At 44.7% G+C, this 23,483-nt stretch carries 26 protein-coding genes; 18 read left to right on the top strand and 8 right to left on the bottom strand.

Annotation, left to right across the window (positions count from 1 at the left end; translation table 11 throughout):
* The first annotated feature begins 27 nt into the window (after nucleotides 1-27).
* The 7 genes from CGZ90_RS06460 (at nucleotide 28) to CGZ90_RS06430 (ending at nucleotide 6,480) form a co-directional block, all read left to right on the top strand.
* Nucleotides 28-213, top strand: coding sequence for a hypothetical protein (locus CGZ90_RS06460; protein WP_094251490.1), 186 nt, complete (start codon nucleotides 28-30; stop codon nucleotides 211-213).
* A complete protein-coding gene (locus CGZ90_RS06455) occupies nucleotides 210-470 on the top strand; it encodes a hypothetical protein (RefSeq protein ID WP_094251489.1) in 261 nt (86 codons plus the stop codon). The genes CGZ90_RS06460 and CGZ90_RS06455 overlap by 4 nt, the downstream gene beginning before the upstream one ends.
* Before the next feature lie 85 nt (nucleotides 471-555).
* On the top strand, nucleotides 556-846 hold the full coding sequence (locus CGZ90_RS06450; protein ID WP_094251488.1) for a DUF3817 domain-containing protein: 291 nt from the start codon (nucleotides 556-558) through the stop codon (nucleotides 844-846).
* Between the two features lie 181 nt (nucleotides 847-1,027).
* Entirely contained in the window at nucleotides 1,028-4,039 is a 3,012-nt protein-coding gene (locus CGZ90_RS06445; protein WP_094251487.1) for an efflux RND transporter permease subunit, read from the top strand.
* A 128-nt stretch (nucleotides 4,040-4,167) separates the two neighbouring features.
* Nucleotides 4,168-4,887, top strand: coding sequence for an aspartate/glutamate racemase family protein (locus CGZ90_RS06440; protein ID WP_094251486.1), 720 nt, complete (start codon nucleotides 4,168-4,170; stop codon nucleotides 4,885-4,887).
* A 21-nt stretch (nucleotides 4,888-4,908) separates the two neighbouring features.
* Nucleotides 4,909-5,706, top strand: coding sequence for a CPBP family intramembrane glutamic endopeptidase (locus tag CGZ90_RS06435; protein ID WP_094251485.1), 798 nt, complete (start codon nucleotides 4,909-4,911; stop codon nucleotides 5,704-5,706).
* 39 nt (nucleotides 5,707-5,745) lie between these two features.
* Nucleotides 5,746-6,480 carry a YqcI/YcgG family protein gene (locus CGZ90_RS06430; protein ID WP_094251484.1) on the top strand — a complete coding sequence of 245 codons (735 nt, stop codon included), beginning with the start codon at nucleotides 5,746-5,748 and terminating at the stop codon, nucleotides 6,478-6,480.
* Between the two features lie 45 nt (nucleotides 6,481-6,525).
* On the opposite strand, the gene CGZ90_RS06425 is transcribed toward CGZ90_RS06430, so the two are convergent.
* Nucleotides 6,526-6,738 (bottom strand): hypothetical protein, encoded by a 213-nt coding sequence (locus tag CGZ90_RS06425; RefSeq protein WP_094251483.1) that lies wholly within the window; start codon nucleotides 6,736-6,738, stop codon nucleotides 6,526-6,528.
* Between the two features lie 106 nt (nucleotides 6,739-6,844).
* On the bottom strand, nucleotides 6,845-7,405 hold the full coding sequence (locus CGZ90_RS06420) for a maltose acetyltransferase domain-containing protein (protein WP_094251482.1): 561 nt from the start codon (nucleotides 7,403-7,405) through the stop codon (nucleotides 6,845-6,847).
* A 165-nt stretch (nucleotides 7,406-7,570) separates the two neighbouring features.
* Here CGZ90_RS06420 and CGZ90_RS06415 point away from each other — a divergent pair, with 165 nt between their 5' ends.
* The 3 genes from CGZ90_RS06415 to CGZ90_RS06405 all read left to right on the top strand — a co-directional run bounded on the left by CGZ90_RS06415 (nucleotide 7,571) and on the right by CGZ90_RS06405 (nucleotide 10,754).
* The gene (locus CGZ90_RS06415; protein ID WP_094251481.1) at nucleotides 7,571-8,458 is read left to right on the top strand and encodes a dimethylarginine dimethylaminohydrolase family protein; all 888 of its coding nucleotides are present in this window, start codon (nucleotides 7,571-7,573) and stop codon (nucleotides 8,456-8,458) included.
* Nucleotides 8,459-8,684: 226 nt separating this feature from the next.
* Nucleotides 8,685-9,059, top strand: coding sequence for a MerR family transcriptional regulator (locus CGZ90_RS06410; protein WP_094251480.1), 375 nt, complete (start codon nucleotides 8,685-8,687; stop codon nucleotides 9,057-9,059).
* Nucleotides 9,060-9,071: 12 nt separating this feature from the next.
* Nucleotides 9,072-10,754, top strand: coding sequence for an acyl-CoA dehydrogenase family protein (locus CGZ90_RS06405; RefSeq protein WP_094251479.1), 1,683 nt, complete (start codon nucleotides 9,072-9,074; stop codon nucleotides 10,752-10,754).
* A 36-nt stretch (nucleotides 10,755-10,790) separates the two neighbouring features.
* On the opposite strand, the gene CGZ90_RS06400 is transcribed toward CGZ90_RS06405, so the two are convergent.
* Together CGZ90_RS06400 and CGZ90_RS06395 are read right to left on the bottom strand one after the other, a co-directional pair.
* Nucleotides 10,791-11,453, bottom strand: a complete 663-nt coding sequence (locus tag CGZ90_RS06400) for a response regulator transcription factor (RefSeq protein WP_094251478.1) — start codon at nucleotides 11,451-11,453, stop codon at nucleotides 10,791-10,793.
* On the bottom strand, nucleotides 11,422-12,639 hold the full coding sequence (locus CGZ90_RS06395; protein WP_165766787.1) for a sensor histidine kinase: 1,218 nt from the start codon (nucleotides 12,637-12,639) through the stop codon (nucleotides 11,422-11,424). The genes CGZ90_RS06400 and CGZ90_RS06395 overlap by 32 nt, the downstream gene beginning before the upstream one ends.
* A 228-nt stretch (nucleotides 12,640-12,867) precedes the next feature.
* On the opposite strand from CGZ90_RS06395, the gene CGZ90_RS06390 reads away from it, so the two are divergent.
* From CGZ90_RS06390 to CGZ90_RS06365, 6 genes are all read left to right on the top strand, one after another.
* Entirely contained in the window at nucleotides 12,868-14,115 is a 1,248-nt protein-coding gene (locus tag CGZ90_RS06390) for a hypothetical protein (RefSeq protein ID WP_094251476.1), read from the top strand.
* Nucleotides 14,116-14,315: 200 nt separating this feature from the next.
* Complete coding sequence (locus tag CGZ90_RS06385; RefSeq protein WP_094251475.1) at nucleotides 14,316-15,140, top strand: sensor histidine kinase; 825 nt, start codon at nucleotides 14,316-14,318, stop codon at nucleotides 15,138-15,140.
* Nucleotides 15,137-15,769 carry a response regulator gene (locus CGZ90_RS06380; RefSeq protein WP_094251474.1) on the top strand — a complete coding sequence of 211 codons (633 nt, stop codon included), beginning with the start codon at nucleotides 15,137-15,139 and terminating at the stop codon, nucleotides 15,767-15,769. Before CGZ90_RS06385 ends, CGZ90_RS06380 begins: the two co-directional genes overlap by 4 nt.
* Before the next feature lie 107 nt (nucleotides 15,770-15,876).
* The gene (locus CGZ90_RS06375; RefSeq protein ID WP_094251473.1) at nucleotides 15,877-16,128 is read left to right on the top strand and encodes a hypothetical protein; all 252 of its coding nucleotides are present in this window, start codon (nucleotides 15,877-15,879) and stop codon (nucleotides 16,126-16,128) included.
* A gap of 137 nt (nucleotides 16,129-16,265) precedes the next feature.
* Nucleotides 16,266-17,636, top strand: a complete 1,371-nt coding sequence (locus CGZ90_RS06370) for a PepSY-associated TM helix domain-containing protein (protein ID WP_094251472.1) — start codon at nucleotides 16,266-16,268, stop codon at nucleotides 17,634-17,636.
* Nucleotides 17,637-17,757: 121 nt separating this feature from the next.
* Nucleotides 17,758-17,970, top strand: coding sequence for a hypothetical protein (locus tag CGZ90_RS06365; protein WP_094251471.1), 213 nt, complete (start codon nucleotides 17,758-17,760; stop codon nucleotides 17,968-17,970).
* A 180-nt stretch (nucleotides 17,971-18,150) separates the two neighbouring features.
* Here the strand turns inward: CGZ90_RS06365 and CGZ90_RS06360 are convergent, their stop codons facing one another.
* From CGZ90_RS06360 to CGZ90_RS06350, 3 genes are all read right to left on the bottom strand, one after another.
* On the bottom strand, nucleotides 18,151-18,963 hold the full coding sequence (locus CGZ90_RS06360; RefSeq protein WP_094251470.1) for a serine/threonine protein kinase: 813 nt from the start codon (nucleotides 18,961-18,963) through the stop codon (nucleotides 18,151-18,153).
* A gap of 6 nt (nucleotides 18,964-18,969) precedes the next feature.
* On the bottom strand, nucleotides 18,970-19,149 hold the full coding sequence (locus CGZ90_RS06355; protein WP_094251469.1) for a hypothetical protein: 180 nt from the start codon (nucleotides 19,147-19,149) through the stop codon (nucleotides 18,970-18,972).
* A 238-nt stretch (nucleotides 19,150-19,387) separates the two neighbouring features.
* On the bottom strand, nucleotides 19,388-19,591 hold the full coding sequence (locus tag CGZ90_RS06350; RefSeq protein ID WP_094251468.1) for a hypothetical protein: 204 nt from the start codon (nucleotides 19,589-19,591) through the stop codon (nucleotides 19,388-19,390).
* A gap of 221 nt (nucleotides 19,592-19,812) precedes the next feature.
* Between CGZ90_RS06350 and CGZ90_RS06345 the strand changes: the two genes are divergently transcribed.
* A complete protein-coding gene (locus tag CGZ90_RS06345) occupies nucleotides 19,813-20,430 on the top strand; it encodes an FMN-binding negative transcriptional regulator (RefSeq protein WP_094251467.1) in 618 nt (205 codons plus the stop codon).
* Between the two features lie 33 nt (nucleotides 20,431-20,463).
* Here CGZ90_RS06345 and CGZ90_RS06340 read toward each other — a convergent pair whose 3' ends face one another.
* Nucleotides 20,464-20,925 (bottom strand): GNAT family N-acetyltransferase, encoded by a 462-nt coding sequence (locus CGZ90_RS06340; protein WP_205727380.1) that lies wholly within the window; start codon nucleotides 20,923-20,925, stop codon nucleotides 20,464-20,466.
* A gap of 539 nt (nucleotides 20,926-21,464) precedes the next feature.
* On the opposite strand from CGZ90_RS06340, the gene CGZ90_RS06335 reads away from it, so the two are divergent.
* Nucleotides 21,465-23,399, top strand: a complete 1,935-nt coding sequence (locus CGZ90_RS06335) for an endonuclease MutS2 (RefSeq protein ID WP_165766786.1) — start codon at nucleotides 21,465-21,467, stop codon at nucleotides 23,397-23,399.
* The last annotated feature ends 84 nt before the right edge of the window (nucleotides 23,400-23,483 follow it).

Here is a 23,483-nt window from a genome sequence, read left to right as displayed (position 1 = left end):
TGGTTTAATTGTAAAGGGAGTGTCGTGTTGGAAGCTGTACTTTCGCTGTTTCCTATAGTATATCTTTTGCTGCTGCTTGGCTGCATTGTTTTTGTCGTGAAATGGATGAACGGATTGAAACGAAACTCAGACCGCCAGCTGAGGCAGCAGGAGGAGATGATCCGGTATCTAGCATCTATACAAAATTTGCTCGAGCAAGACAGATACCGATGAAGCTGAGCTTTGTCATCCACTTTATGCTCGGTTTTGCACTGATCATGTTTGGAGCTGTTTTAATCGAACTAGTGACGGGCCAGACAATTTGGAAGTATTTCGTACTCGCGGGATTATTTATTATCCTTATCTTTTTCATACAAAAGATCGAAAGTGCGTCACAGAAAGTCATTCCATTCTGGCTTGGAATCGTCATATTACTAGCCTATTTGGCAGCAGGCATATGGCTGAATGTGCATTTTGTTGAAAAAGTTTAATGAATGTTCAAATATGAAAAGTATATCTTGTCTCCTATCCATTACAATAGATAACAGTGAGTATTGGAAACTGGAGGGATTATAAATGTTAAATTCACCTATAGAACGGCTTCGGGTTGTCGGAAATCTTGAAGGTCTATCGTTTATCGTGCTGCTTGTCATCGCGATGCCGCTAAAATATCTGGCTGATATGCCGATGGCGGTTACGATAGTAGGTATGCTGCACGGAGTACTTTTCGTCTTGTATATCGCAGCGATCCTGCACGTCTGGCTTGTGAAAAGATGGCCAGTGTTTCGTGTGATCCTCGCGATGGCTGCATCAGTCATCCCGTTCGGGCCTTTTTTCTTTGATGCGAAGTATTTAAAAAAGAATTAATTACACAAAAGCTCTGTCATTTCATATGGCAGAGCTTTTTTCATGCCGTCTATCATACTTGAACTCATGCCGTCTATCATACTTGAACTCATGCCTCATCATATGACTGCAGGCACTCCTTCATATGACTTTTATTTCATAACATAAGGACGTAGAAAAAAGTTGGAAGGAGTGAACCATCATGACATGGTTTACGAAATGGTCTTTTAAAAATAAAGCAGCGATGTGGCTGCTTGTTGTATTAACGCTTGTAATAGGAACGGTCAGCTATATGAAGCTGCCGCTGGAATTTTTCCCGGAAGCAGAATTGAAGCAGATTACCATCACAACAATGGGGCAGGGGTATGATGCTTCTGCGATGCTTAACAGCGTAACAAAGCCAGTTGAAAAGGCGGCAGAAAGTATTGAGGGGAAATCAGAAGTGCTTTCCACGACAGGAAATGGCTTTTCGAAGGTCGATGTCCTCTTTGATGCTAAAACTGATATGAGCAAGGCGAAAGCAGGGTTGAACGAAGCGCTCGCAGACGTTAAGCTTCCTGCTGGAATGAGCAAGCCATACGTGCTGCTGCTGAAATCTTCCATGATCCCCGTCTCGCAAGTATCAGTTGCTTTTGAAGACGGAATGACAAAAGAGAACACAGAAGCGATTAAAGAAAAAGTAGTACCTGCACTTGAAAAAGTTAAAGGAGCGGCTGGAGCATCCATGATCGGGAACAGCAGCACGCAGGTCAGCGTGCAGCTCGATCAGAAAAAGCTTGCAGAAAAAGGCATCCCGGTTCATGCAGTTATGAATTTGCTGCAGGGAAAGAACTACACAGCTGCAGTATCAGAGGAAACATTGGACGGGAAAGCATCCAACATAAAAGTAGTCGGACAGATTGACGGCATCAGCGAGCTCGAAAAACTGTCTGTCGTGCCGAATGTACAGCTGAAAGACATCGCATCTGTTAAAACAGATAATGGGTCTGCCGGCATCACACGCATTAACGGAGAAGAAGCCATTCTTGTCCGTGTTATGAAAGAAGGCGGATATAACTCTGTCACGATCGGAAAAGACATTGAAAAGACGGTTTCGGACCTAAATAAAGAGGTTGATGGGCTGAAGGCAGAGGTTGTTTGGTCAAATTCTGATCAGGTCGTAACATCGCTAAACAGCATGCTGAAGGAAGTAGGACTTGGAGCCTTGTTTGCTACGCTTGTTATCCTTCTGTTTTTAAGAAACTTACGAACAACGTTTATCACGATTGTTTCTATTCCGCTGTCGCTAGGATTGACGGTGTTCCTGCTCTGGCAGAGCGGCATCACGCTGAATGTAATGACACTAGGCGGTGTCGCGGTCGCAGTAGGACGGCTTGTGGATGACAGTATCGTGGTGATTGAGAGCATTTTTAGAAAAGCACAAAAAGGCATAAAGCTTAACCGTGAGATGGTGACAAATGCGACGAAGGAAGTCAGCGGCGCGATCACATCCTCTACATTGACAACAGTAGCGGTGTTCCTTCCGCTTGGAATCGTCAGCGGATCATTGCAAGACTTTCTGCTGCCTTTCGCATTAACAGTCACGTACGCACTTCTTTCATCACTTCTTGTCGCAATAACAGTCGTTCCAGTCATGAGCGCAGCACTTTTGAAAAACGAAAAGCTGCCTGAGCAAAAAGAGCCGGTGCGATATGTAAAATTGCTTGCCTGGTCGCTGAACCATAAATGGGTGGCGTTAACGGTTGCTATTGTTCTTTTTGTTGGATCTATCGGCCTTTTCAGCGCGATGCCTCAAGGCGCTATGAACGCTTCAGACGCTTCGCTCGTTGATGTGAACATGAAGTATCCTGCGGGAACGCCTATCAGTGAAGTGCAAGAAAAGGCACTTCAATTAGAAAGCTTTTTGGTGAAGCAGAAAGAGGCGAAAACAGTTTTAACAATGCAGGGTAATAGCGAAGATGGAGCGAAATACGGGCAAGTCGGATCTGAAACAGAAGTTACCTACAGCGTCATTATGGAAAAAGGCAGTGATGTTCAACACTTCATCGACGAAGTAAAGAAAGAAAAATCACGTTACAGCGATGCTGACTTCTCCGTTACTGCAATTTCTATGACAGGCGGAGGAAGCTCGGATGTTACAGTTGACCTTGCTGGTGCAAACATCGAGGACCTTAACATTGCAGCAAATAAAGTATTAGACAAAGTAAAGGATATTGATGGTGTGGAGAAGGTGTCAAGCAACCAAGAAGAAACAAAACCATCATATGAAATAAAAGTAAACCCGTCATCAGCAACAGCTCAGGAAGTGGCAGGTCAGCTTCAGATGCTTCTAAATCCGATGCCGATTGGCACAGTTAACCTTGATGGTAAAGAAGCAAATGTGGTGATGGAAACTGATTTTAAACCATCTTCGCAGCGTGACCTAGAAAACATCATGGTATCAGCAGGCGGGAAAGTGATTCCAATGTCGCAAGTAGCAACTTTCGTAAAGACTGAAGAAGCGAGCATGTTGTTTCAAAGAGATGGAGAGCAGTACGTGAGGGTTACGCTCCAGATTGACCCGGATAAACTTTCCGCTATTAAGAAAGATATTGAAAAAGTGAAGACTCAGCTGGAACTGCCAGACGGAGTGGAGATGAACGTTGGAGGAGCAACAGAAACACAGGAAAAAGAAAACGCAGATATGATGACGACTATGCTGGCTTCAATCGGCCTCGTTTACTTGATTATGGTGCTGACGTTTAAAACACTTCGTGCACCGCTCGCGATCCTGTTTTCACTGCCGCTTGCGGCAGTCGGAGCTGTACTTGGGCTTTTGATAACAAAAACTACGGTAGAAACAACCGCGATGATCGGCGGATTGATGCTGATCGGAATCGTTGTAACGAATGCGATCGTATTGATCGAGCGCGTCAAGCAGAACGAGAAATCAATGACGATCAGGGAGTCACTGCTCGAAGCAGGCGCGGCAAGAATGCGTCCAATACTAATGACAGCAATTGCTACCGTATGTGCGATGCTGCCGCTCGTGTTTAAGAGCGCCGATATGGGGAGCATCGTTTCAAAAGGTCTTGCCATCGTTGTAATTGGCGGATTGACCGTATCCACGCTGCTGACACTTGTCATCATCCCGGTTGTTTATGAGCTGCTGCACTTCCGTAAGTCGAAGCGTCAGCGCAAGGTCGCAGAGCAAAATAGAGGAATTGTAGCGTAATAAGTGCTTTCTGCCCAAAAGGTCATATAAAGATGAACCTTTTGGGTATTTTTTCTTTTTGCTGAATTTCCAGTTCTAAGACAATATGACATAATGGAAAAAAATACATAACGAAGAGGTGCTGTAGTATGAAAACAATCGGGCTGATCGGCGGAATGAGCTATGAGTCTTCCATACTGTATTACCGGATCATAAATGAAAAGGTTAATTCCATGCTCGGAAAATCACATTCTGCCAAAATTTTGATGTATTCGATGGACTTTCAGGAAATCAGAGAATTACAGGAAAAAGGGCAATGGAATGACGCAGCTGAAATGATGGCAAATGCTGCACGATTCCTTGAGCTGGGAGGTGCAGAGGTTATCCTGATATGCACGAATACGATGCACCGGATGGCGGCAGAAGTGCAGAGCGCCGTAAAGGTTCCACTGCTGCATATAGCAGATGGCACGGCAAAAGCAATCCAAGCGGCAGGCGTTAAAAAAGTCGCTCTGTTAGGTACGGCTTATACGATGGAACACGATTTTTATAAAGGCAGGCTGATAGATGACTTTGGACTGAATGTCCTCATTCCAGAAGAACATGATCGTAAAGCCATCCATGAAATTATCTTTGAAGAGCTATGCCAGGGTATTGTTAAGCCAGCGTCCCGCGCCGTCTATCAAAATGTGATCAGAAAGATGGAAGCTGCAGGAGCGGAGGCGGTCATACTCGGATGCACAGAGATTGGCCTTTTAATCTCTGAAAAGGATTCACCTCTTCCGATTTTTGATACGACCATAATCCACGCAGAAGCCGCGGTTGCTTTTGCGCTAAAAGGCATACAGACAAGCGCGATGAACATATAAAGAATAGGGGTTATTGAAAAGGTGAAAAAAGTTCTCTATTTTCTGCTCGGACTGCTTGTACTTGATGTGTTTTTTAACTATGGACTGATAAGCTTCAGCAGCATTTACGGCAAGCTTGCAGTCATTATAGGTTTCTTTCCGCTTGCTTACGGTGTCACAAAGGCCAGCGGCTTGAATGGTTTCCGAGATATGGGTGTTTTTAGGCATGAGGGATGGATTCGGAATTTTACAAAAGGATTCGCGGTGGGCTTTTTGTTTTGGTGTGTTTATTTTGGAGGACTCATTATCCACGGAGACATCTCTGTAATAGGGGTGAAGCCGCTCTCAGAGAACTTGATGACATTTAGTATTACTGCGTTTGGCTTTTTTATGGGTTCGTTCATAAATGACATTATCGTAAGAGGCTACGTGATCGGTCATTTAAGAGACGGGATTCCACTCGTTTTAGCGGGAACAATCTCAGTCGCTGTATATACTCTTGATGATGCATGGCATGCAGGATTCAGCTGGAATAATACACTTTTTTCTATCATTCTCGGAATTTCCCTGACATTGGCTTTTATCAGGAGCGGATCGATATGGGCGAACACAGGCATCCACTATGGGCTCAATATGTGCTATGGTCTGTTCTTTGGTCTTGTCGGATCTGAAGACGGCGGGCTGCTTATTGTAAAAGAGAGGCAAATCGGAAATTTTGATGATATTCTTCTTATTGCTGTTGCTGTACTTATGGTCTTGTTTATTTATTTTTGGGGACTCTTTAAAAAAGACAGCGGTAAAAAAGCTGATCATTTTCCAGTTTTAAAGCAATTCAGCTAGGGAAGAGACAGGTAATCATAATTTTTTAGGAGTGGTGCCATGAAAACCTTGAACAAATACCTGCTGACGAAAGAAGATATGACGAACCCGGAAATTGTTCCTGAGTGGGTTCTTAATGAATATAAGACGTTTCACAATGTGGTAACAAACCCAACGTTCCCATGCTATTTTGGCATGAGCGCAGAGAACAAAGGCGAACTGCGTTATGCGTATGTCACGAAAGATGACTGGTCGAACCTTCCAAAGGCAATCGAAGAGTTTATTACATTATTTGATGCGCCAAAACTTATCCGGCACGGCTTATTTGTGTTTGTGGAGCCGGAAATGGATGAAAAGGATATCCCATATTACCGCGAGTACTTTTGGAACATGCTGCAATATCTTCATAAGGTGGATGAAAAACCTTGGCCGGAAGACTATCCAACTGATCCAGACCATCACCTTTGGGCATTTTCATTTGCCGGTGAGCCGTTTTTCGTTTTTGGCAACACACCAGCGTATAAGCAGCGTAAAACACGTGATCTTGGAAACAGCCTTGTACTCGGTTTTCAGCCTAGACGAATTTTCGAAGGGCTTGAAGGAACATCCAAAGGCGGTGTCATGTCGCGCGAAAAGGTGCGTGAACGCGTAGAGAAGTGGGATAATCTGCCGAAACATCCAAACATCAGCCACTACGGAGATCCTGAGCACCGCGAATGGAAGCAATATTTTATAGGAGATGATGTTGAACCAATTAAGGGGAAATGCCCGTTTCATCATAAATCTCAAGACTAAAGAAAAACAGCCCGAATGATAATGGGCTGTTTTTCCTTATCCAAGCTATTGCTTGGCCACAAGCTTATACCCAATGGAGGAGAGCTCGGGCAGGTGATTTTTTTCTGTGACACAAATGGAATCATCCTGTATCCGGCAAAGAACGATCTGATTTTGCTCGCAATGGCAAAGAGCGCCGACAAAGGATTCAAATTCTCTTCCAGCTATCTTTTTTTCGCCGACAAGCCACATTCTGTTCCAAGATAAATGAGCACCCATGATATCACATCACCTCCATGGTTTATATAAAAACCATACCCTTTAAAGTGTAAAAGTAATATTAAAGTTATGTATCAGAAAACAGGCTGCAAGAACCATCACTTATTTAAACAGTTATCATCTTTATGACTTTTGCCGGATTCCCGCCTACAACTGCGTTTGCTGGCACATCTTTTATAACTACTGCACCTGAAGCGATGATGGCATTATCGCCGATCGTGACACCTGGATTAATGACCGCGCGCCCGCCGATCCACACGTTATTGCCAATCGTTACAGGCTTCCCGAATTCTGGACCTGCTGCACGCTCTGCCGGATGGACTGGATGTGTTGCTGTGTAAATATGAACGCCTGGAGCGAGAAGAACATTGTCGCCAATCACAATCTCGCATACATCAAGCATACAGCAGTCAAAGTTGGCGAAGAAATTTTTCCCGAGGTGAATGTTATATCCGTAATCGCAGCGGAAAGTCGGCTCAATATAGTAGCTTCCTTCGACAGAACCGAACAGTTCTTTTAACAGAGCCAGACGCTGCTCTTCTTCAGCTTCTGTTGTTTCATTGAACAAACGGGTCAGTCTGCGCGCTCTCGTCCGTTCCTCGACGAGCTGTTTGTCTGATGCGACGTAAAGCTCACCAGCCAGCATTTTTTCTTTTTCAGTTTTCATAGCATCACCCTTGATCTTTTCTCTGTATTGTAGCGCAATTTGTGTATTCAAAAAAGAATGAAGGCAAAGGATGTGGGAGAGAATGGTGATAACATGTATCTTTGCGTTAGATTCTCACGAAATAGGGAACAGTTCTCTAAGTAGAAAAGATTTGGAGGCCTGTACATGTCATTACTGCTAAAACGAGGGAAAACTATGTCTGTAAACAACGAATTCGATACGCTAAAAAGTGTGATTGTCTGTTCACCTTTATTTATGGAAATCAGCGAGGTGATCAATGAAACGCAAAAACACTTTATTGACGAAAATATTAATAAAGAAGTGGCTGTAGAGCAGCATAATACATTCGTGAAAACAATGGAGCAGCATGGAGTAGAGGTGATCAGCCTTCCAGCTGTCCGGAATTTTCCTGAGCAGGTCTTTACGAGAGATATTGGATTTACACTCGGGAACACGATCTTCATCTCCGAGATGGAAAGCGAGATCAGGCGAGGCGAGGAAGAAGTGTTTAAAGCTTGGCTAGAAAAACAGCAAGTGAAGCTTCACGAAATGAAGGGTCACAGCATTGAAGGCGGCGATGTGATCATTCACGGCCGTTCGATCTATGTGGGCATCAGCCACCGTACAACAAGAGAAGCGATCGATAACTTGCAAACAATTCTTCCGGATTATGAAGTGATTCCTATTCCTTTTAAAGAAAAGTATTTGCACCTCGACTGCGTGTTTAATATATTATCACCGACAGAAGCTCTTATCTTTCCAGATGCACTCGACCGCAAAGAGTACCGAATGCTGACTTCACGGTTTGACTGCATCGAAATTACTGAGCAAGAGCAGTTTACTCTTGGAACAAACGTCCTTTCAATCGGTAACAAAAAGGTGTTCAGCCTGCCGATAAACAAAGGCGTGAACAGTGAACTGAGAGCGCGAGGCTATGAGGTGATGGAAGTCGATATATCAGAAATCATCAAGTCAGGCGGCTCGTTCAGATGCTGTACGCTGCCGATCATGAGAGAAGATTCTTATAATAATGAAAGTGCCCCCGCAAGCTGATTGCGCGGGGCGCTTTTTTTTAGTTGAGACAGGTGATTGATGGGGGCGGTTGCGGGCAATTTTTTAGAATTGCGGTCCAAAAATGAGGTTTCTCGGCCAAAAATTAAAATTCTCGCACAAAAATTTCATATTTGCGGTTATCACTTAAACTTCGAATAAAACAACTTGCAGTTTACGTTAACGTCAATGCTACAATATAATTATCTAAAAATTCTAACAACAGGTGATGTTCATGATTTCGATCTCACAGCTATCAGAAGACTTTGATGTAACGACAAGGACGATACGCTATTACGAGGAAATCGGTCTGCTCTCACCAGAGCGGACCGATGGAAACAGGCGGATGTACTCCAATAAGGACATAGCGAGGCTGAAGCTCATTGTCAGGGGGAAAAAGTATGGTTTTAATCTTGATGAAATCAAAGAGATGATCGTGCTCTTCGATAAAGACCGAAGCGGAAAAGCGCAGATGAAAAAGACGATCACATACGGAAAGAAAAAGCTGGAGGAAGTGAACGAACGGATCGAGGAGCTGCAGCAGATGAAAACGGAAATGGAAGTTTTGCTGTGGGAATTTGAAAACAGACTAAGAAACGAATAGGAGCTGTGTTTCATGAATTTTTATAGTGAGGATTTACACTTTAAGCGTCTTTTCCAAAAATATTGCGATGAGGACATGTTTGAGTGGGCTGATCGGGAGCTGCAGGAATTTGGTGCTTTATGCGGGACGGAAATTGATATGCGGGCGGTTCATACAGACCGTGAAGGGCAGCCGCGGCTGATCAAATATGACCGTATGGGCAACGATGTCTCAGAGGTGTGGGTGAATGAGGGCTACTTGAAAACAGTCGAGCAAGTGTATAACAAAGGAATCGTCGGATATGTGCATAAAACAATTCCGAAGATTGGGAGGAAAGCAGACTATTTTTACTCGTATGCGCAAGGGTATTTGCTGTCTCAGACTGAGCCGGGTTTTTACTGTCCGGTAACATTAACGATGGCTACTGCCTATTTGCTGGAGCAGTATGCAGATGAAACGGTTAGAGACAGGTTCCTTCCGCATGTAATCTCTACTGGCGAAACGGAGCTTTATGAAGGAGCTACTTTCTTGACGGAGCGCCAGGGCGGTTCCGATGTCGGGGCAAACGAAACGCGTGCGGTGGCGGGAGATGAAGCTGGTGTTTTTTATCTGACTGGTGAAAAATATTTCGCCTCAAATGCCGGCATGTGCGGAGTGGCGATGGTGCTTGCCCGTATGGAAGGAGCAAGGCCGGGAACGAAAGGCTTGAGCCTTTTTGCAGTGCCATGGCGAAATGAAGACGGCAGTTTGAACGGCATCAGCATTCGAAGACTCAAAGATAAACTCGGCGTCAGGGCTGTACCGTCTGCTGAAGTAGAGTTTAGCGGAGCAAAAGCGTATCTTGTCGGAGATCCGTCAAAGGGCATTCATTACATGATGGAGGCGCTGAACTTATCGCGCGTGTGCAACGCGGTGGCGTCGATCGGGATTATGCGGCGAGCTTATTTAGAAGCGCGGAAATATGCGGTTGACCGCAGCGCTTTCGGTAAAAAGTTGATAGAATATCCGATGATTAAGGAATCGCTCACCCATCTAGCCGTTAAGCAGGAGGTCGAAACGAGCGCGATCTTCCGGCTTATTCCATTGTTCAGCAAGGTGATGGATCCAAGCAGAGGAGCGAGTGACAGAGAAAAGGTGATGAACCGCCTGCTCATCGCCATATTAAAGAAGGAATCAGCTGAGCAGTCCATTCATTTTGCGCATGAAGCGATTGAGATGCACGGCGGCAACGGGTTTATCGAGGACTTTGTAACACCGCGTCTGCTGCGGGATGCTCAGGTGCTGACCGTCTGGGAAGGAACGGCGAACATCTTGGGGCTTGAAGTGCTGAGACTGATGAACAGGTTTCACGCTCACAACATTTTTATTCAGGAAATGGAAACAGAGCTTGCGCAGCTTTCGGCCAGGCTGACCGAGACGGCTAAGCCAGTGCTGGAAGGACTAGAAAGCCTAAAAGAGATGTGCAGTTTTATGGTGCAGCAGTCAGAGGATGTTCAGACGCTGTATGCGAAGAAAGGGGCAAAACTCATGGCGGATATTTTTGAAAGCGTCACTGTACTAAGTGAAGCTGCATCCGGAACAGAGCGGGATTTCATGAAGGCAGAGCTGTTTTTGACGCAAACGTGGAAATCTGGTCACGACGTCGATACCGAGATGAAAGTACTGAAATATTTTGAAGTGATTGTACTTGAAAAGCAAAATAAAGCTGTAAGGTAAATAGAAGGACCCGCTCCGAAATAGGAGCGGGTCCTTCTATGAAAGCAATCCGTTTTCCTTCGCTTTTTTTGCGGCGTTCACGCGGTCACGGACATCGAGCTTCGAGTAGATGCTTGATATGTAGTTTTTTACCGTGCCTTCGGATAAAAAGAGTTTGCTAGCGATATCTTTGTTATGCAATCCGTCTGATATACAGGAAAGCACCTGAAGTTCGCGTTCGCTCAAGCCGAAATGGCCTGCAGTCTTTGCACCTCCGCCAATAACTGGAGGCTGCTGTGCATTTAGGCCATTGATGAGCAGCTTCGCAATATCCTGTGGAATTAACGATCCGCCCTGGCTTACCCACTTGATTCCAGCTGCAAGATCCGCTGGATTAATAGCTTTTAACAGATAGCCTTCTGCACCTGCACTCAATGCGTCGACAACATAATGGACTTCTTGGAAGGTTGTGAGGATGATAACTTTTATTTCCGGCCAACGTCCTTTAATAAGCTTTGTTGCGTCCACGCCGTTCATTTCGGGCATATGAATGTCCATCAGCACAACGTCTGGTTTAATGGATTCACAGAGTTCAACAGCCGTTCTGCCGTTCTCTGCAAGTCCGACGACCTGAATATCTGGATCCATATTAAGGACAATCTGCAGACTTTCTCGTATTAAATCCTGATCATCCGCTATGAGCAGTGATGTGTTTTTCATGAAATTGACCTCCTGTAGGAACTTTACATGATACGATGGTCCCTTTGCCTTTTGCAGAATCAACGAGCAGACTGCCGTTAAGTGCGGTGATTCTTTCCCGCATTACCTTCAGGCCGAAGCCAGGTGAGATAGCGTCGAATCCAATGCCGTTGTCTTCGATCTGCAGCAGGATTTGGCCATCTTCAAAAACGAGTGAAACATCAATTGAAGAGGCTGCGCCATGCCGTTTGGCATTTGTCAGCGATTCCTGAAGACAGCGGATAAGAGTAAGCTTCACCGGCCTTGAGATATCATATTCGACTCCTGAAGGATAAAGCTTGGTATTTGTTCCAGTATGCAGTGAAAACTCGCTGATCAATCGGGAGAAAAGCATAGATAGCTGAGAGTCGCCTTCGTTAGTATCCATCCCATGAATACTTTCTCTAATTTCATCCAGCCCTCTGTATGTCACGTCTCTGAGCGTTTCAAGTTTTCGCTTTGCCAGCTGCGGATCAGAATCAATTAACAAGCCCACCGCATCCATTCCCATAATTACTGAGGTGAAAGTATGCCCGATCGTATCATGAAGCTCACGAGCCATGCGGTTACGTTCTTCAATGAGGGTGAGCTGTTCGACTTTTTCTGTATACTGCTCCAATGTATTGTTTTGATCTTGAATGAGTTTATATTGATACTCATTCTCCAATAGCAGCTGTTTCATTTTACGGTTGGATGACGTGACTCGCTGAAGAACGTATCCAATTCCAAACATCATCAGGCTGTCAAAGGCTCCTGTCAGAGCAGTTGCCATGCTCATGTTTTCGACCGCCAGCCTGGACAAGATGTAAGCACCAGTATACAAAGGGGCGGTCACCATCCAGATTCGGCCTGTTGAAAGAAACCCGGCAATCATTGTCGGGAAGATGATAATCCCCACATTTTGCTGCAGATAGTCTGATAGATACCAGTTAAACACCCCGGTCGTCAGCAGTTCAGTCGCAAAGAACAAGGACAGGTTGCGGTATCCCGGACGCCAGAACAACGCTGGAATTATGTAGCAGGCTGTGTGACTGAGGAGGAGAGGCAATGCTGGAATATGCTTTAAATCTTGATCGGTATAAAAATAGATAAATCCTATGAAAAACCAAAGCGTCCGAGCAAAAAACAGCCCGCGTTCAGGCCAGAACCACTTCTCTCTAGACTCCATCCACTTGTAGCCTCCTATTCTAAACATCTACTATTATCCATTTTACACCATAAATGGAATATAGGAATATCGGGTAAAAATATATAGGGTTGAGGTTCGGGTGTTCGGGGGTACGGTACCCGAAATGGACAAATTATCTTATTTGTCCATATGGGGTACCGTACCCCAAGGCCTCCGTGCAGCCTTCTCTGTAAGTAGTAAAATCTGCATTTGTCTATTTAGCCGGTTTTGCCTAACATAGTACTCGGAATCGTTTTAAAGGGGGAGCTTACGCTGGATTTTATTGTAGGGATTTATCAATCAAGCCCGCTTGGGTTTTGGATTATGAACGGTATCGCACTTTTGCTGGGTGGTGTGTGTGCGATTGGCTTTTGGACAAACCGCCATGTTTTGGGAGAGAAAAAAGCCAAGAAAAGGGCTTTAATGGCTTATCCGGTCTGTTTCATATTTTTTAACGGTATTATGGTTTATGTTCTATGGGAAGACGGTGAGCGGCAAAAGCGTGCGTTTTCAAGAATGACGGCAGAAAACCAGACAGAAGGAAACCCATCGACAGAGGGACAAGAGAACTTACAGGTCAACATTCAAAGAGACGGCAGCAGGAAGGGCGGCACCGACTATTATGTGTATGCGGCGAACTTCAACAAAAAAACGCCCTTTGAAGGGAAGCTGAAGGTTGTCCTGTACGATGAGCCAGAAGAAGAGCTGAAGACGTTCACTTCCAAAATAGTGAAACTGAAACCTGGAGAGAAGAAGAAAATTGATGTGTTTGAAGGTCCGTGGAGCTATGACTTCTCCAGGTATTGGACCATTGACCGACAGGATTTGGGGAAAGATCGCCATCAGCTGGAAGCTCGCGATAGAGCGATCAATAGCCTTAATTATCAATATAAGGAGAAGGGTGTAAAAGACAGCGAGAGCATGAAAAACATTCGTTTTTCAGCTGTAAATACAAAAGATAATTTGGAAATCTATGCAGGTAATTTTAATAAAGACAATGAATTGACCGTGAACTCAAAAATAGAATTTTTAAGAAAAGGGAAGATCGTGAAGACGGTCCAGGTTCCTGCCTTTTATATTGAAACCGGAGAGAAGAAAAAGGTAATGACAATTGAGAAACTGACGTTTGATGATTATCGTTGGTATGTTACACCTGATATGAAGGCAACTGGCTTTGCCAAGCTGGATGAAGGCTTTAAGAAGGTAGGAAAGCCTGGGGAAGAATCGCAAAAGAACTTTCTTATGACGTATAATTTCAATCTGAATAATGAGGTTGAAATGTTCGCGGCAAACTTTAATGAAAAATGGGCGTTTAAAGGAAAGATGGAACTGAAACTGTATAAAGACGACAAGGTGTTTCAGACTGTAACGACTCCAGAGTTTGAACTCAAGCCAGGAGAGAAAAAACAGATTCACACATTTATCCCGAATGCTGTTCCAGAGTCGTCCAAGCATTTTTGGATACCTAATAAGTAACCTTATGCGATTTAGTAAAAACCTGACACTATTAGGGGTGCAGTACTAAAGAATCCTAAGGACAGTGTAACTAAAAATACTTTCTTTAAACACACTTGATATAGTGTGTTTTTTTCAATAATTGTTAACAATGTCACATCCAAATCGCTTTTTTCTGCGTTAGTATAGTAGAAACGACATTTTACAGCGGAGTGTGCGATATGACATATAACAAGATTAAGTGGCTGATTCTCTTGCTTCCGACCTTGTCAGTCGGGCTTTGGGAATATGTGCGGCACACCATTCTCGAACCGTATCTGTCCATGACCTTTGGAAACTACCTTTCTGGCGCCATCGTATTTCTCGTGACGCTTTATTTTTTGAACAAGCTGTTCGGACTCCTCGAGAAAACGCATCGTGAACTTCAGAAAGAGCGTGAGGAAAAGGCTGTCCTTGAAGAGAGAGAGAAAGTCGCAAAAGAACTTCATGACGGAATTGCTCAGTCGCTGTTCTTTTTATCGGTAAAATTAAACAAACTGGGAAAAGAGCAAGGAATTCTGGAAGAAGAGTCTTACTTGAATCTAAAAAAAACATTGCAGCATGTACATGAGGACACGAGGCAGGCGATCCATAACTTGAGGTATCCTCAGGAACAGACACCAATACCGTGGACAGAGAATCTGCATAAATTCTTAGATGAACTTGAGCGTGATCACCAGCTGAAGATTCACCGCCAATGGGAACTGCCTGAACAGGATCTCTCTCCTAAAGAAAAAGTGGAGCTGTTCGCGTGTGTGAAAGAAGCACTTATCAATGTCATCAAGCACGCTGAAACGGATGAGGCGTGGGTGAACGCGGTGCATGATGAAAACGGATGGATATGCAGTGTCAAAGATAATGGCAAAGGTATGCCTGAAAATTATTCGGAAAGCGGCTACGGACTGAAAATAGTAAGAGACAGAATCCGATCAATGGGCTGGTCGTTGCAGATTGATAACAAGAATAGCGGAACGAAAATGGTGATCCAGAAAGGAGGAGCTGCATGAGCGAGCCTGTTCGAATTTTAATAGCAGATGATCATGCTCTTGCACGTGAAGGAGTGAAGGAACTGGTTGATGGCTGCAGCGACTTTACTGTGATCGGTGAGGCGTGCAATGGAAAAGAAGCGGTGCACATGACTGAACAGCTCCAGCCTGACCTTGTTTTGATGGACATCTCTATGCCCGAGATGAACGGATTTGAAGCGACAAAAGTGATTAAAGAAAAGTTCCCGTGGATCAAAGTGGTCATGATGACAGTGTCTGACGATGTGATGGACTGGTTCGAAGCGTTAAAACGCGGAGCTCAAGGGTATTTGCTGAAGAACCTGAACACTGAGGACTGGGTGAACGGACTTAAGGCGTTCGCACTCGATGAGATGCCAATGTCCAAAGAGATGGCTTACCGCATCCTCCAGGAATTCAAGAAAAAAGAAACAGAAGAAACGCCGCTGTCAGCACGTGAACAGGAAGTGCTGCAGCTCGTTGCTAAAGGCCTTTCTAATAAAGACATCTCAAAAAGTCTTTTTATATCCGAACATACGGTCAAGAGTCACCTGAAGAACATACTCGGAAAGCTACATCTTGAAAACCGGGTGCAGCTGACGAGCTATGCATATAGTAAAGGTATTGTCTAAAAAAGTCCATTGGGGCGTTTTTTGCAACTGCGTTATAAAATTGGAAAATATTGAAACTCCATTCTTATCCTTTCGTATATAATGCTAGAAAGAGGAGGGGATATGTGATGGCTGGATTTATTATGGTTCTGTTCATATTTGCATTTTTAGTGATATTAGCAGCGAATCTTTTTAAGCCTTCTCAAAGCAGCTATAAAGTGAAAAAATCTGCCCGCAAAAGCAGCGGAGCAATGTTTTTTTCGAACGATTACAATGATAACAATGGATTTTTTGATAACAACGACTGCCATGACAGCGGAGGATTTTTCAGCGGCAGTGACGGTGGAGGAGACTGCGGCGGAGGCGGCGGTGGAGATTAATAAGCTGATCAAGACGGCAGAGATTGTTTCTGCTGTTTTTTATTTGTTCCGCGGGAAAAATCACTCTACAGGGTGATGTGCAGCTTTTCACAAACACGTACACTTTCCTTAGACAATGCAAAAGAGGAGAGAAACATATGGATGCTGCACGCAATCTGGTTCAACCCAAACAGGGAGAAACGCCGCAAAAGGCAGCCGGACTTTATCAGACGTTCTGGCGCTGGCACTTTTATGCGGGTATTTTATTCGCACCTTTCTTGATCGTACTCTCGATCAGCGGAGCGCTTTATTTGTATCAAGCAGAAATTGAAACGATGCTTTATAAAGATAAATTGGTCGTTCAAGACAGCGGAGCAGCATTGCCGCTCTCAGAACAAGTAGCTGCGGTCAAACGAGAGTTTCCGAAAGCTGAAATAGGTTCTATCCGGCTGCCAAAAGAAGCAGACCGGACGACACAGGTGAAGGTGACAGAAAATGACGTTACCACACGTGTGTATGTGAACCCGTACAACGCAAAAATTACCGGAACCATATTAGATGAAAAGCATTTTACGAACGTTGCAGCTAAACTGCACAGCGAATGGATCGTCGGCGGAACATTCGTGAACAGATTCGTTGAGCTTGCCGCTTGCTGGACCGTTATCCTGCTCATTACTGGGCTCTATATCTGGTGGCCAAGAAACCGAAAATCGATCTGGGGTACGGTACTCCCGCGCTTCAGTCAAAAAGGGCGGACGTTTTGGCGCGATATGCATGCGGTGCCGGCTTTCTGGCTCTCGCTTCTTATCCTGGTGCTGATCGTCACCGGTCTTCCATGGTCAGGAGTGATGGGAGAAGGCATCAACAAAATCGCGACATCCTCCAACACAGGATATCCTGTTTATGCGTTCATGCCTCCGAAATCGGATACAGCGACGAAAGATGTGGCTGACGATGTACCATGGGCAGCAGAAAATGTGCCTGTTCCAAAATCAGGAGCAGAAAACGGAGGGCTCGATGTTGATCAGGTGACGGCTCTTGCGGTAAAAGAAAACATCCAGAAGCCGTACACCATTTCATTGCCTGAAGGAAAAGACGGAGTGTTCACGATATCATCTTCGCGCGATAAGCCAGAAAATGAGGCTACTGTTTATTTTGATCAGTACAGCGGAAAGGTGGTTGAAGATGTCCGGTTCAGCGATTATGGCTGGATGGCTAAAGCGGTCTCGATCGGCATCGCCCTGCATGAAGGCAGGTACTTTGGCCTCGCGAACCAGCTGCTCGGTACAGTCGCCGCACTAGGACTGGTAGGCATCGTTATCAGTTCGCTTGTGATGTGGCGCATACGAAAGCCAAAAGGCAAGCTAGGTGCACCGCAAAAAAATGGGAAAGTAAAACCGATGGTCATATTAGGAATGGCTGCAGCGGGAGTTGTGATGCCGCTGGCAGGTCTGTCATTTATCGTCGTGTATGTTATGGATCGTTTTGTATTTAGAAGAATTAAGCCGCTTAAATCTTGGTTATATTGAAATATGTTTTAAATCAGCCGCTCCGATATTGATTTCTGGGCGGCTTTATTTATTTTGAAAGCATTGTTCGTTTAATAAAAAACTTTGAGGGTATGTACAACTATAAAAGGGAGGCGAAAGAATGAAGTCAGTTAAAGTGACCCTTGAATATGATGAACAGCTGCTGCAGGAAGGCAGGGAAGTTCAGTCAAAGCTGGAAGAGCAGCTGTACGGAACAGGATTTACAATTCTTGCAGTCGAGAAAGAGAAAACAGATATTATTCCAGACTCAGATCATTCAGGAGCAGGCGGCCAATCTTCCCCAGATGAAGAAGATCAGCACCCTAAACCTTAATAAAGATCAAAAACGAGCATGGCTGCAATCTGCAGCCATGCTCGTTTTTTTGATCTCTTACAATATGGGGTACGGTACTCTTCATGAAAAATTACCGCTGCACAAGGGTTGGCTCCGGTGAGTACCGGACCCCAAAGATCTTTTTCTCCCGCACCAGCACAAAAGAAAAAACGGTGGAAATCACCGTTTTTTTACCATGATTTTCAGTTCTCGAAGGTCATTGATCACCTGGTGAACTTCTGTGTATGGGGAATCAATCTGCAGCATCTTCCGCAGAACTTTTTTAAACTCCTGCGATACAGACAGCTCTTCTTCCCAGGTGCGTTCTTTTTTCTGACTCGGCTCGAAGCCGGAGTAGAGAAGAAAGAGAGCAAAGTGCCCCATATGATAAAAGTCGCTCGATGGGGAAACGGCACGCATCACTTGCTTTTCAGGATAACGAGGGTCTTCATCCTCAGGATCATCATCTTGATAGCAAGCTAGACCAAAATCAATAATTTTCAGCCGGCCCCCAACATCAAGTATGTTAGGAATCCGAAGATCACGATGGTAAATTCCTTGTGTATGAAGGACTGAAACAAGCGTGCAAAGCTCGTCCAATACATCCATTGTATCTACTTCGGAGAAGATTCTCCCGTCCTCAAAAATCAGATCTTCAAACGTACGACCGTCCACATACTCCATCACGAGAAAATAGCTGCCGTCTTGCTCAATAACATCATAAAGTTCAGGGAATCCGCTGCCTGAAACAGCTCGCATTAACTCCGCTTCACGCTGAAAAGACCGGATGCCAGAAACGGTTTTTGCTTTTGTCGGACGCAGCTGTTTTATCGCACATAGCTTTCCGGTCATTTTATCTTCGGCCGTATATGTGATGCCATAGCTTCCCATGCCAAGCACATGCCAAATTTCATAATTTGCTCCGACTCTGCTGCCGCTTTTTAACGGGCGGTCATACAGAAATCGAAGCAATTTTTCTTTTATTGTTGCCATTGCCTATTAGCTTGAGAAGAAGCTGCTTTTGTGTTTTCCTTTATAATGCTTGTGTCCATAGTGCTTGCCATGTTTGTAGTCGCTTGAGCTGTATTTTTTGTAGTATGATTTTTTGTGTTTATACGCACTAGAGCTGTACTTTTTGTGGCTTGAGCCTAGCAGTGATTTCAGAATTTTTTTCAGCATTAGTCAACACTCCTTTTTAATGAGCCGAATTTCGTAATCCTGGCTTACATAGAGTATACGGACAAGAGGGGAAGAAGTTTCTTATGATTTTTGCCTGATCAGGACAATCTACATATAAACGACTAAACATAAAGGAAAATATACGATGAAATATATGTTTATATGCATAGGTCTCGAAATCCTGCTTGGCGGTGCAGCTGTTTTGCTGATCATCATGTTTTCTGGCATTTAACAATAATTATTCTTCCCTCAATCGGCTTTCAGAAATCTTCTTCCACTGAAGCCGCGCATCAGCGATCAACAGCTCATCCCCAGATTCCGCTATATCCTTTTCCGTGCACCGGACAATGCATCCTCCTTTAAAATCCATAAATTGAATGGTGATTTCACCTGTCATTCTGGATCGGCCGCGGTACATAAAATGATAGCGTTCCGGCGTCATTTCTTTAGATCCTCCTCTAATTTTTCAATTACCGTGATGATATCTTTCAGCTCAATCTCGCTCTGTTTCATCCATTCCAGCAAGTCCTTCATTTTCATTCACACCTTTCTATGATGTGCATCTTACTTCCATCATATACGAACTTATGTTCGATTATCAAGGTAGTAATTTTACAGACTTGCTGAAAAATTATGGTAATCTAAAGAAAAGGGGATGATGCGATGTATGTTCCAAAGCAGTTTAAAGTTGATGACAAGTCGATACTCCATTCTTTTATAAAAGAACATAGCTTTGGCATTCTTTTTACGAAAGAAAACGGCCGGGCTGAAGCGACACATCTCCCTCTTCTGCTGAATGAAACAGAAGGGAAGTTCGGCACTCTTTATGGTCATTTTGCAAGAGCAAACACGCAGTGGAAGAACATCACTGATGAGGTGCTGTCCGTTTTCCACGGTCCACACAGCTATGTTTCGCCTAGCTGGTATGAAGAAGATAAAACGGTTCCGACGTGGAATTATACGGCGGTTCATGTTTATGGAAAATATGAACCTATAAATGATATTTCAGAGGTTAAAAAACTCCTGGGGGACACGATCAGCACATACGAAGCTTACTTCGAAAAACCGTGGAGCACTGATCTTGAGGCAGAGCATAATCTGCGCGAGATGAGAGGCATTCAATGCTTTAAAATCGAAATCAGCGAAATGCAAGGGAAATGGAAGATGAACCAGCACCATCCGGAAGAGCGGCGAAAGAAAACGGCTGCAGGACTAATGGAAGCCGATATTTATGATTCGAAAAAAGTCGGTGAGATCATGAAGAACCAGCTGTATAAATAAAAAGGAGAGCGTGTGGCCTCTCCTTTTTACATGTTAAGTTACAGGTACGCTTTCTTTTGAATACGTGATAAATCCGCCAGGCGAGCTGCCCATTTTTTCGTAAAACCGCTGGGCTCTGTGGTTATCGGCTGCAGTTTCCCAAAGCATGGCCGCATATCCGTTTGTCTTCGTATAAGCCTCACAGGCGGAAAACAGGGCAGTCGCAGCTTCCGTTCCACGTGCTTTTTCAGCAACGAATAAATCATTCATAATCGTAACTTTATCCGCGCGTGTTGTGCTGAACGAAAAGTAAAGTGTAGCAAATCCGATCAATTCAGTCTCTTGCTGTGCAACAAACTGAATGCCTTTTTCATTTTGAATGAGTGTTGTAATAAGGTTATGGAGCTTATCGTCCTCAGGTCTCGGTGACTGATAAAAATCAACGATATATTGGAGCATTAGATTTTTAAGTGCTGGAATATCCTGCGTTTCCGCAGGGCGTACTTCAAATGGCATCATGGTTCCTCCTTCGTGTGTTGTATAGGTTTTCGCCTGAAGTTACAAAATTCCTTTTGACAAATGGAAGTCAAATGGAATATGATGATAGTAACAAATTGGAAGGGATGGTGTGTTTGTGAGCGTTTGTGTTCTTAACTAACGAAATTGGATATCGGCAAACAAAAGATGAGGTACAACTGCCCGTACGGACTGGGCGTATTTTCTGTGCTCTTTTGCTGCCGCCATTAGTTAAGAACAGCGGTCCATACAACGCCATCATTTTTCCCGATGACGAAACCGTGCTCTTAAAAGGAGCCGGTTTTTTTGTTACAGGGAGAAGTGTATACAAAGGCGGAGATGACTCGTTCATCTCCGCCTTTTTTTGTTCCATTATTGGACAGTATAACTTTTTAGCAACGGCGAGTTTCGACGTGGCTAAAAGTCAACGTTCATAGTATTAGCGCAACTAAGGCTGACAAAAAGGCGTGGAATCAGCCAGATTTTCTTATTCCAATGGCGGCAATCTGCAATTTTATAAAAAAATGGAGGAACCAGCATTGAATACAAATACGTTTAAAACTTTGGAGTTTAATAAAATTTTAGAAAAACTGAGCAGCTTCGCGATGAACGATTTGACGAGGAAGCGTTTTGCGAAACTCAAGCCGTCAACAGATGAGGCAGTGGTGCGCAGCTGGCTGAGTGAAACGTCAGAGGCAGCTGCGATTTTAGAAAAAAGCTCGAGCGTCCCGATCGCTAACTTGAATGGAATAGAGAACTTGCTGCGAGTGCCTGACAAAGGATTGAACTTAAGCCCGGAACAGCTGTGGCTTCTATATGGGTTGCTTGAGAACGCAGCGCGGTTTCAGCGATTCATGCGCGATAAGGAGTTTATTGCACCGACAGTTTCAACATACGCTTATTCAATGTTCGATCTGTCTGAGCTGAAAAACGAAATCGAGCGGTGCATCCGCAATAACCGCGTTGATGATGGAGCGAGCAAGGCACTCGCTAAAGTGCGTAAGCGGACAGCTGCGATGGATGACAAGATCAAATCAAAACTTGAGAGCCTTGTGAAGTCTTCCATGTACCGCGACATGATGCAGGATCAGATCGTATCGATGAGAGACGGGCGTTATGTGATACCTGTTAAAAGTGAACACAAGCGCCACTTTGACGGCACGATCCTTGACAGTTCATCGAGCGGAGCTACCGTGTACATGGAGCCACAGGAAATTAAGAAACTTCAGACCGAGCTAAACATGCTGCGTGCGGAAGAAGAGATCGAGATATCTAAGATTCTTGGCCAGCTGACTGACATGGTCGTTGGTTATGAACGAGAGATCTCAATCACGATGGAAGCGATGGTGCATTATGATTTTATCTTCGCAAAAGCAAAGTATAGCCGTGCGATAGACGGAGCAGCGGTGAAAGTAAACACTGAGAACCGGATCATCATTCACGAAGGGAGGCATCCGCTGCTCGGCAGTAAATGCGTTCCGCTGCATTTCAGGCTTGGCGAAGAGTACGGAGCGCTCGTTATTACCGGGCCGAACACGGGAGGAAAGACGGTTGCGATCAAGACTGTCGGTCTTATGACGCTCATGGTGCAGTCCGGGCTTCATGTACCTGTAGGAGACGGCAGCGAGTTTGCCGTTTACCGCAATGTGCTCGTGGATATCGGTGACAATCAGAGCATTGAGCAGTCGCTCAGCACGTTCTCTGCTCACATCACGAACATCATTTCCATTTTGCAGGAAACCAGTCCGCGCGATCTTGTTATTCTTGATGAACTGGGCGCTGGAACAGATCCGGTAGAAGGGATGGCGCTTGCAGTCGCCATTTTGGAGAAAGTGTACAGCAAAGGATCATCACTTCTCGCAACGACTCATTACAGTGAGATCAAAGAGTTCGCCGAACAGACGCCAGGGTTCGAGAACGGATCAATGGCGTTCGATCTGGAAACATTGCGTCCGCTTTATCGGCTGACAATCGGCAAGGCAGGAGCAAGCCAAGCGTTTGCGATCGCATCTAAACTTGGGATGAGCGCAGAATTGATTGAACGAGCGAAAAATGTGGCCGGCCGCAGCGAGGAGAAAACATCCGTGGACTTGAGCGTGCCGGATAAGATTCAGCAGCTTAGAGAGAAAGCAATTTTGAAGGATCGCAAGCCGGTGAAGAGGGAGAGCATGTTCAGTGCTGGAGATGCCGAGAAAGTATTTGAAGTCGGCGACCGCGTACACGTGTCGAGCATGAACAGCGCCGGGGTGATCTTTGAGCTTGAAAACGATCGCGGAGAGTACGGCGTGCAGGTGGATGGCAAGAAAGTGTGGGTGCAGAAAAAGCGGTTATCGGTCCACATAAAAGCGGAAGCACTCTATCCGAAAGAATACGATATGGATATTGTGTTTGAGACGAAGGAGAACAGGAAGAAGGATAAACAGATGAAGAAGAGACATGTGGATGGGATGTCGATTGAGAGGGAAGGGATTTAAGATCAGCACGTCTCGTGAATTTTCATGAGACGTTTTTAAATTCATACTCTTAATGAAACTGTAAGGTGAAAATTCACGTCTAAA

The organism is Fictibacillus aquaticus (genome assembly GCF_002245695.1).
GTDB lineage: Bacteria > Bacillota > Bacilli > Bacillales > Fictibacillaceae > Fictibacillus > Fictibacillus aquaticus.
This window is presented reverse-complemented; position numbering and strand designations above follow the sequence as displayed.

Coding starts and splice junctions, on each gene's coding strand:
- CGZ90_RS06455 (WP_094251489.1), top strand. CDS start 210: ATGAAGCTGAGCTTTGTCATCCACTTTATGCTCGGTTTTGCACTGATC.
- CGZ90_RS06450 (WP_094251488.1), top strand. CDS start 556: ATGTTAAATTCACCTATAGAACGGCTTCGGGTTGTCGGAAATCTTGAA.
- CGZ90_RS06445 (WP_094251487.1), top strand. CDS start 1,028: ATGACATGGTTTACGAAATGGTCTTTTAAAAATAAAGCAGCGATGTGG.
- CGZ90_RS06440 (WP_094251486.1), top strand. CDS start 4,168: ATGAAAACAATCGGGCTGATCGGCGGAATGAGCTATGAGTCTTCCATA.
- CGZ90_RS06430 (WP_094251484.1), top strand. CDS start 5,746: ATGAAAACCTTGAACAAATACCTGCTGACGAAAGAAGATATGACGAAC.
- CGZ90_RS06425 (WP_094251483.1), bottom strand. CDS start 6,738: ATGGGTGCTCATTTATCTTGGAACAGAATGTGGCTTGTCGGCGAAAAA.
- CGZ90_RS06420 (WP_094251482.1), bottom strand. CDS start 7,405: ATGAAAACTGAAAAAGAAAAAATGCTGGCTGGTGAGCTTTACGTCGCA.
- CGZ90_RS06415 (WP_094251481.1), top strand. CDS start 7,571: ATGTCATTACTGCTAAAACGAGGGAAAACTATGTCTGTAAACAACGAA.
- CGZ90_RS06410 (WP_094251480.1), top strand. CDS start 8,685: ATGTTCATGATTTCGATCTCACAGCTATCAGAAGACTTTGATGTAACG.
- CGZ90_RS06405 (WP_094251479.1), top strand. CDS start 9,072: ATGAATTTTTATAGTGAGGATTTACACTTTAAGCGTCTTTTCCAAAAA.
- CGZ90_RS06400 (WP_094251478.1), bottom strand. CDS start 11,453: ATGAAAAACACATCACTGCTCATAGCGGATGATCAGGATTTAATACGA.
- CGZ90_RS06395 (WP_165766787.1), bottom strand. CDS start 12,639: ATGGAGTCTAGAGAGAAGTGGTTCTGGCCTGAACGCGGGCTGTTTTTT.
- CGZ90_RS06385 (WP_094251475.1), top strand. CDS start 14,316: ATGACATATAACAAGATTAAGTGGCTGATTCTCTTGCTTCCGACCTTG.
- CGZ90_RS06380 (WP_094251474.1), top strand. CDS start 15,137: ATGAGCGAGCCTGTTCGAATTTTAATAGCAGATGATCATGCTCTTGCA.
- CGZ90_RS06375 (WP_094251473.1), top strand. CDS start 15,877: ATGGCTGGATTTATTATGGTTCTGTTCATATTTGCATTTTTAGTGATA.
- CGZ90_RS06370 (WP_094251472.1), top strand. CDS start 16,266: ATGGATGCTGCACGCAATCTGGTTCAACCCAAACAGGGAGAAACGCCG.
- CGZ90_RS06365 (WP_094251471.1), top strand. CDS start 17,758: ATGAAGTCAGTTAAAGTGACCCTTGAATATGATGAACAGCTGCTGCAG.
- CGZ90_RS06360 (WP_094251470.1), bottom strand. CDS start 18,963: ATGGCAACAATAAAAGAAAAATTGCTTCGATTTCTGTATGACCGCCCG.
- CGZ90_RS06355 (WP_094251469.1), bottom strand. CDS start 19,149: ATGCTGAAAAAAATTCTGAAATCACTGCTAGGCTCAAGCCACAAAAAG.
- CGZ90_RS06350 (WP_094251468.1), bottom strand. CDS start 19,591: ATGACGCCGGAACGCTATCATTTTATGTACCGCGGCCGATCCAGAATG.
- CGZ90_RS06345 (WP_094251467.1), top strand. CDS start 19,813: ATGTATGTTCCAAAGCAGTTTAAAGTTGATGACAAGTCGATACTCCAT.
- CGZ90_RS06340 (WP_205727380.1), bottom strand. CDS start 20,925: ATGCCATTTGAAGTACGCCCTGCGGAAACGCAGGATATTCCAGCACTT.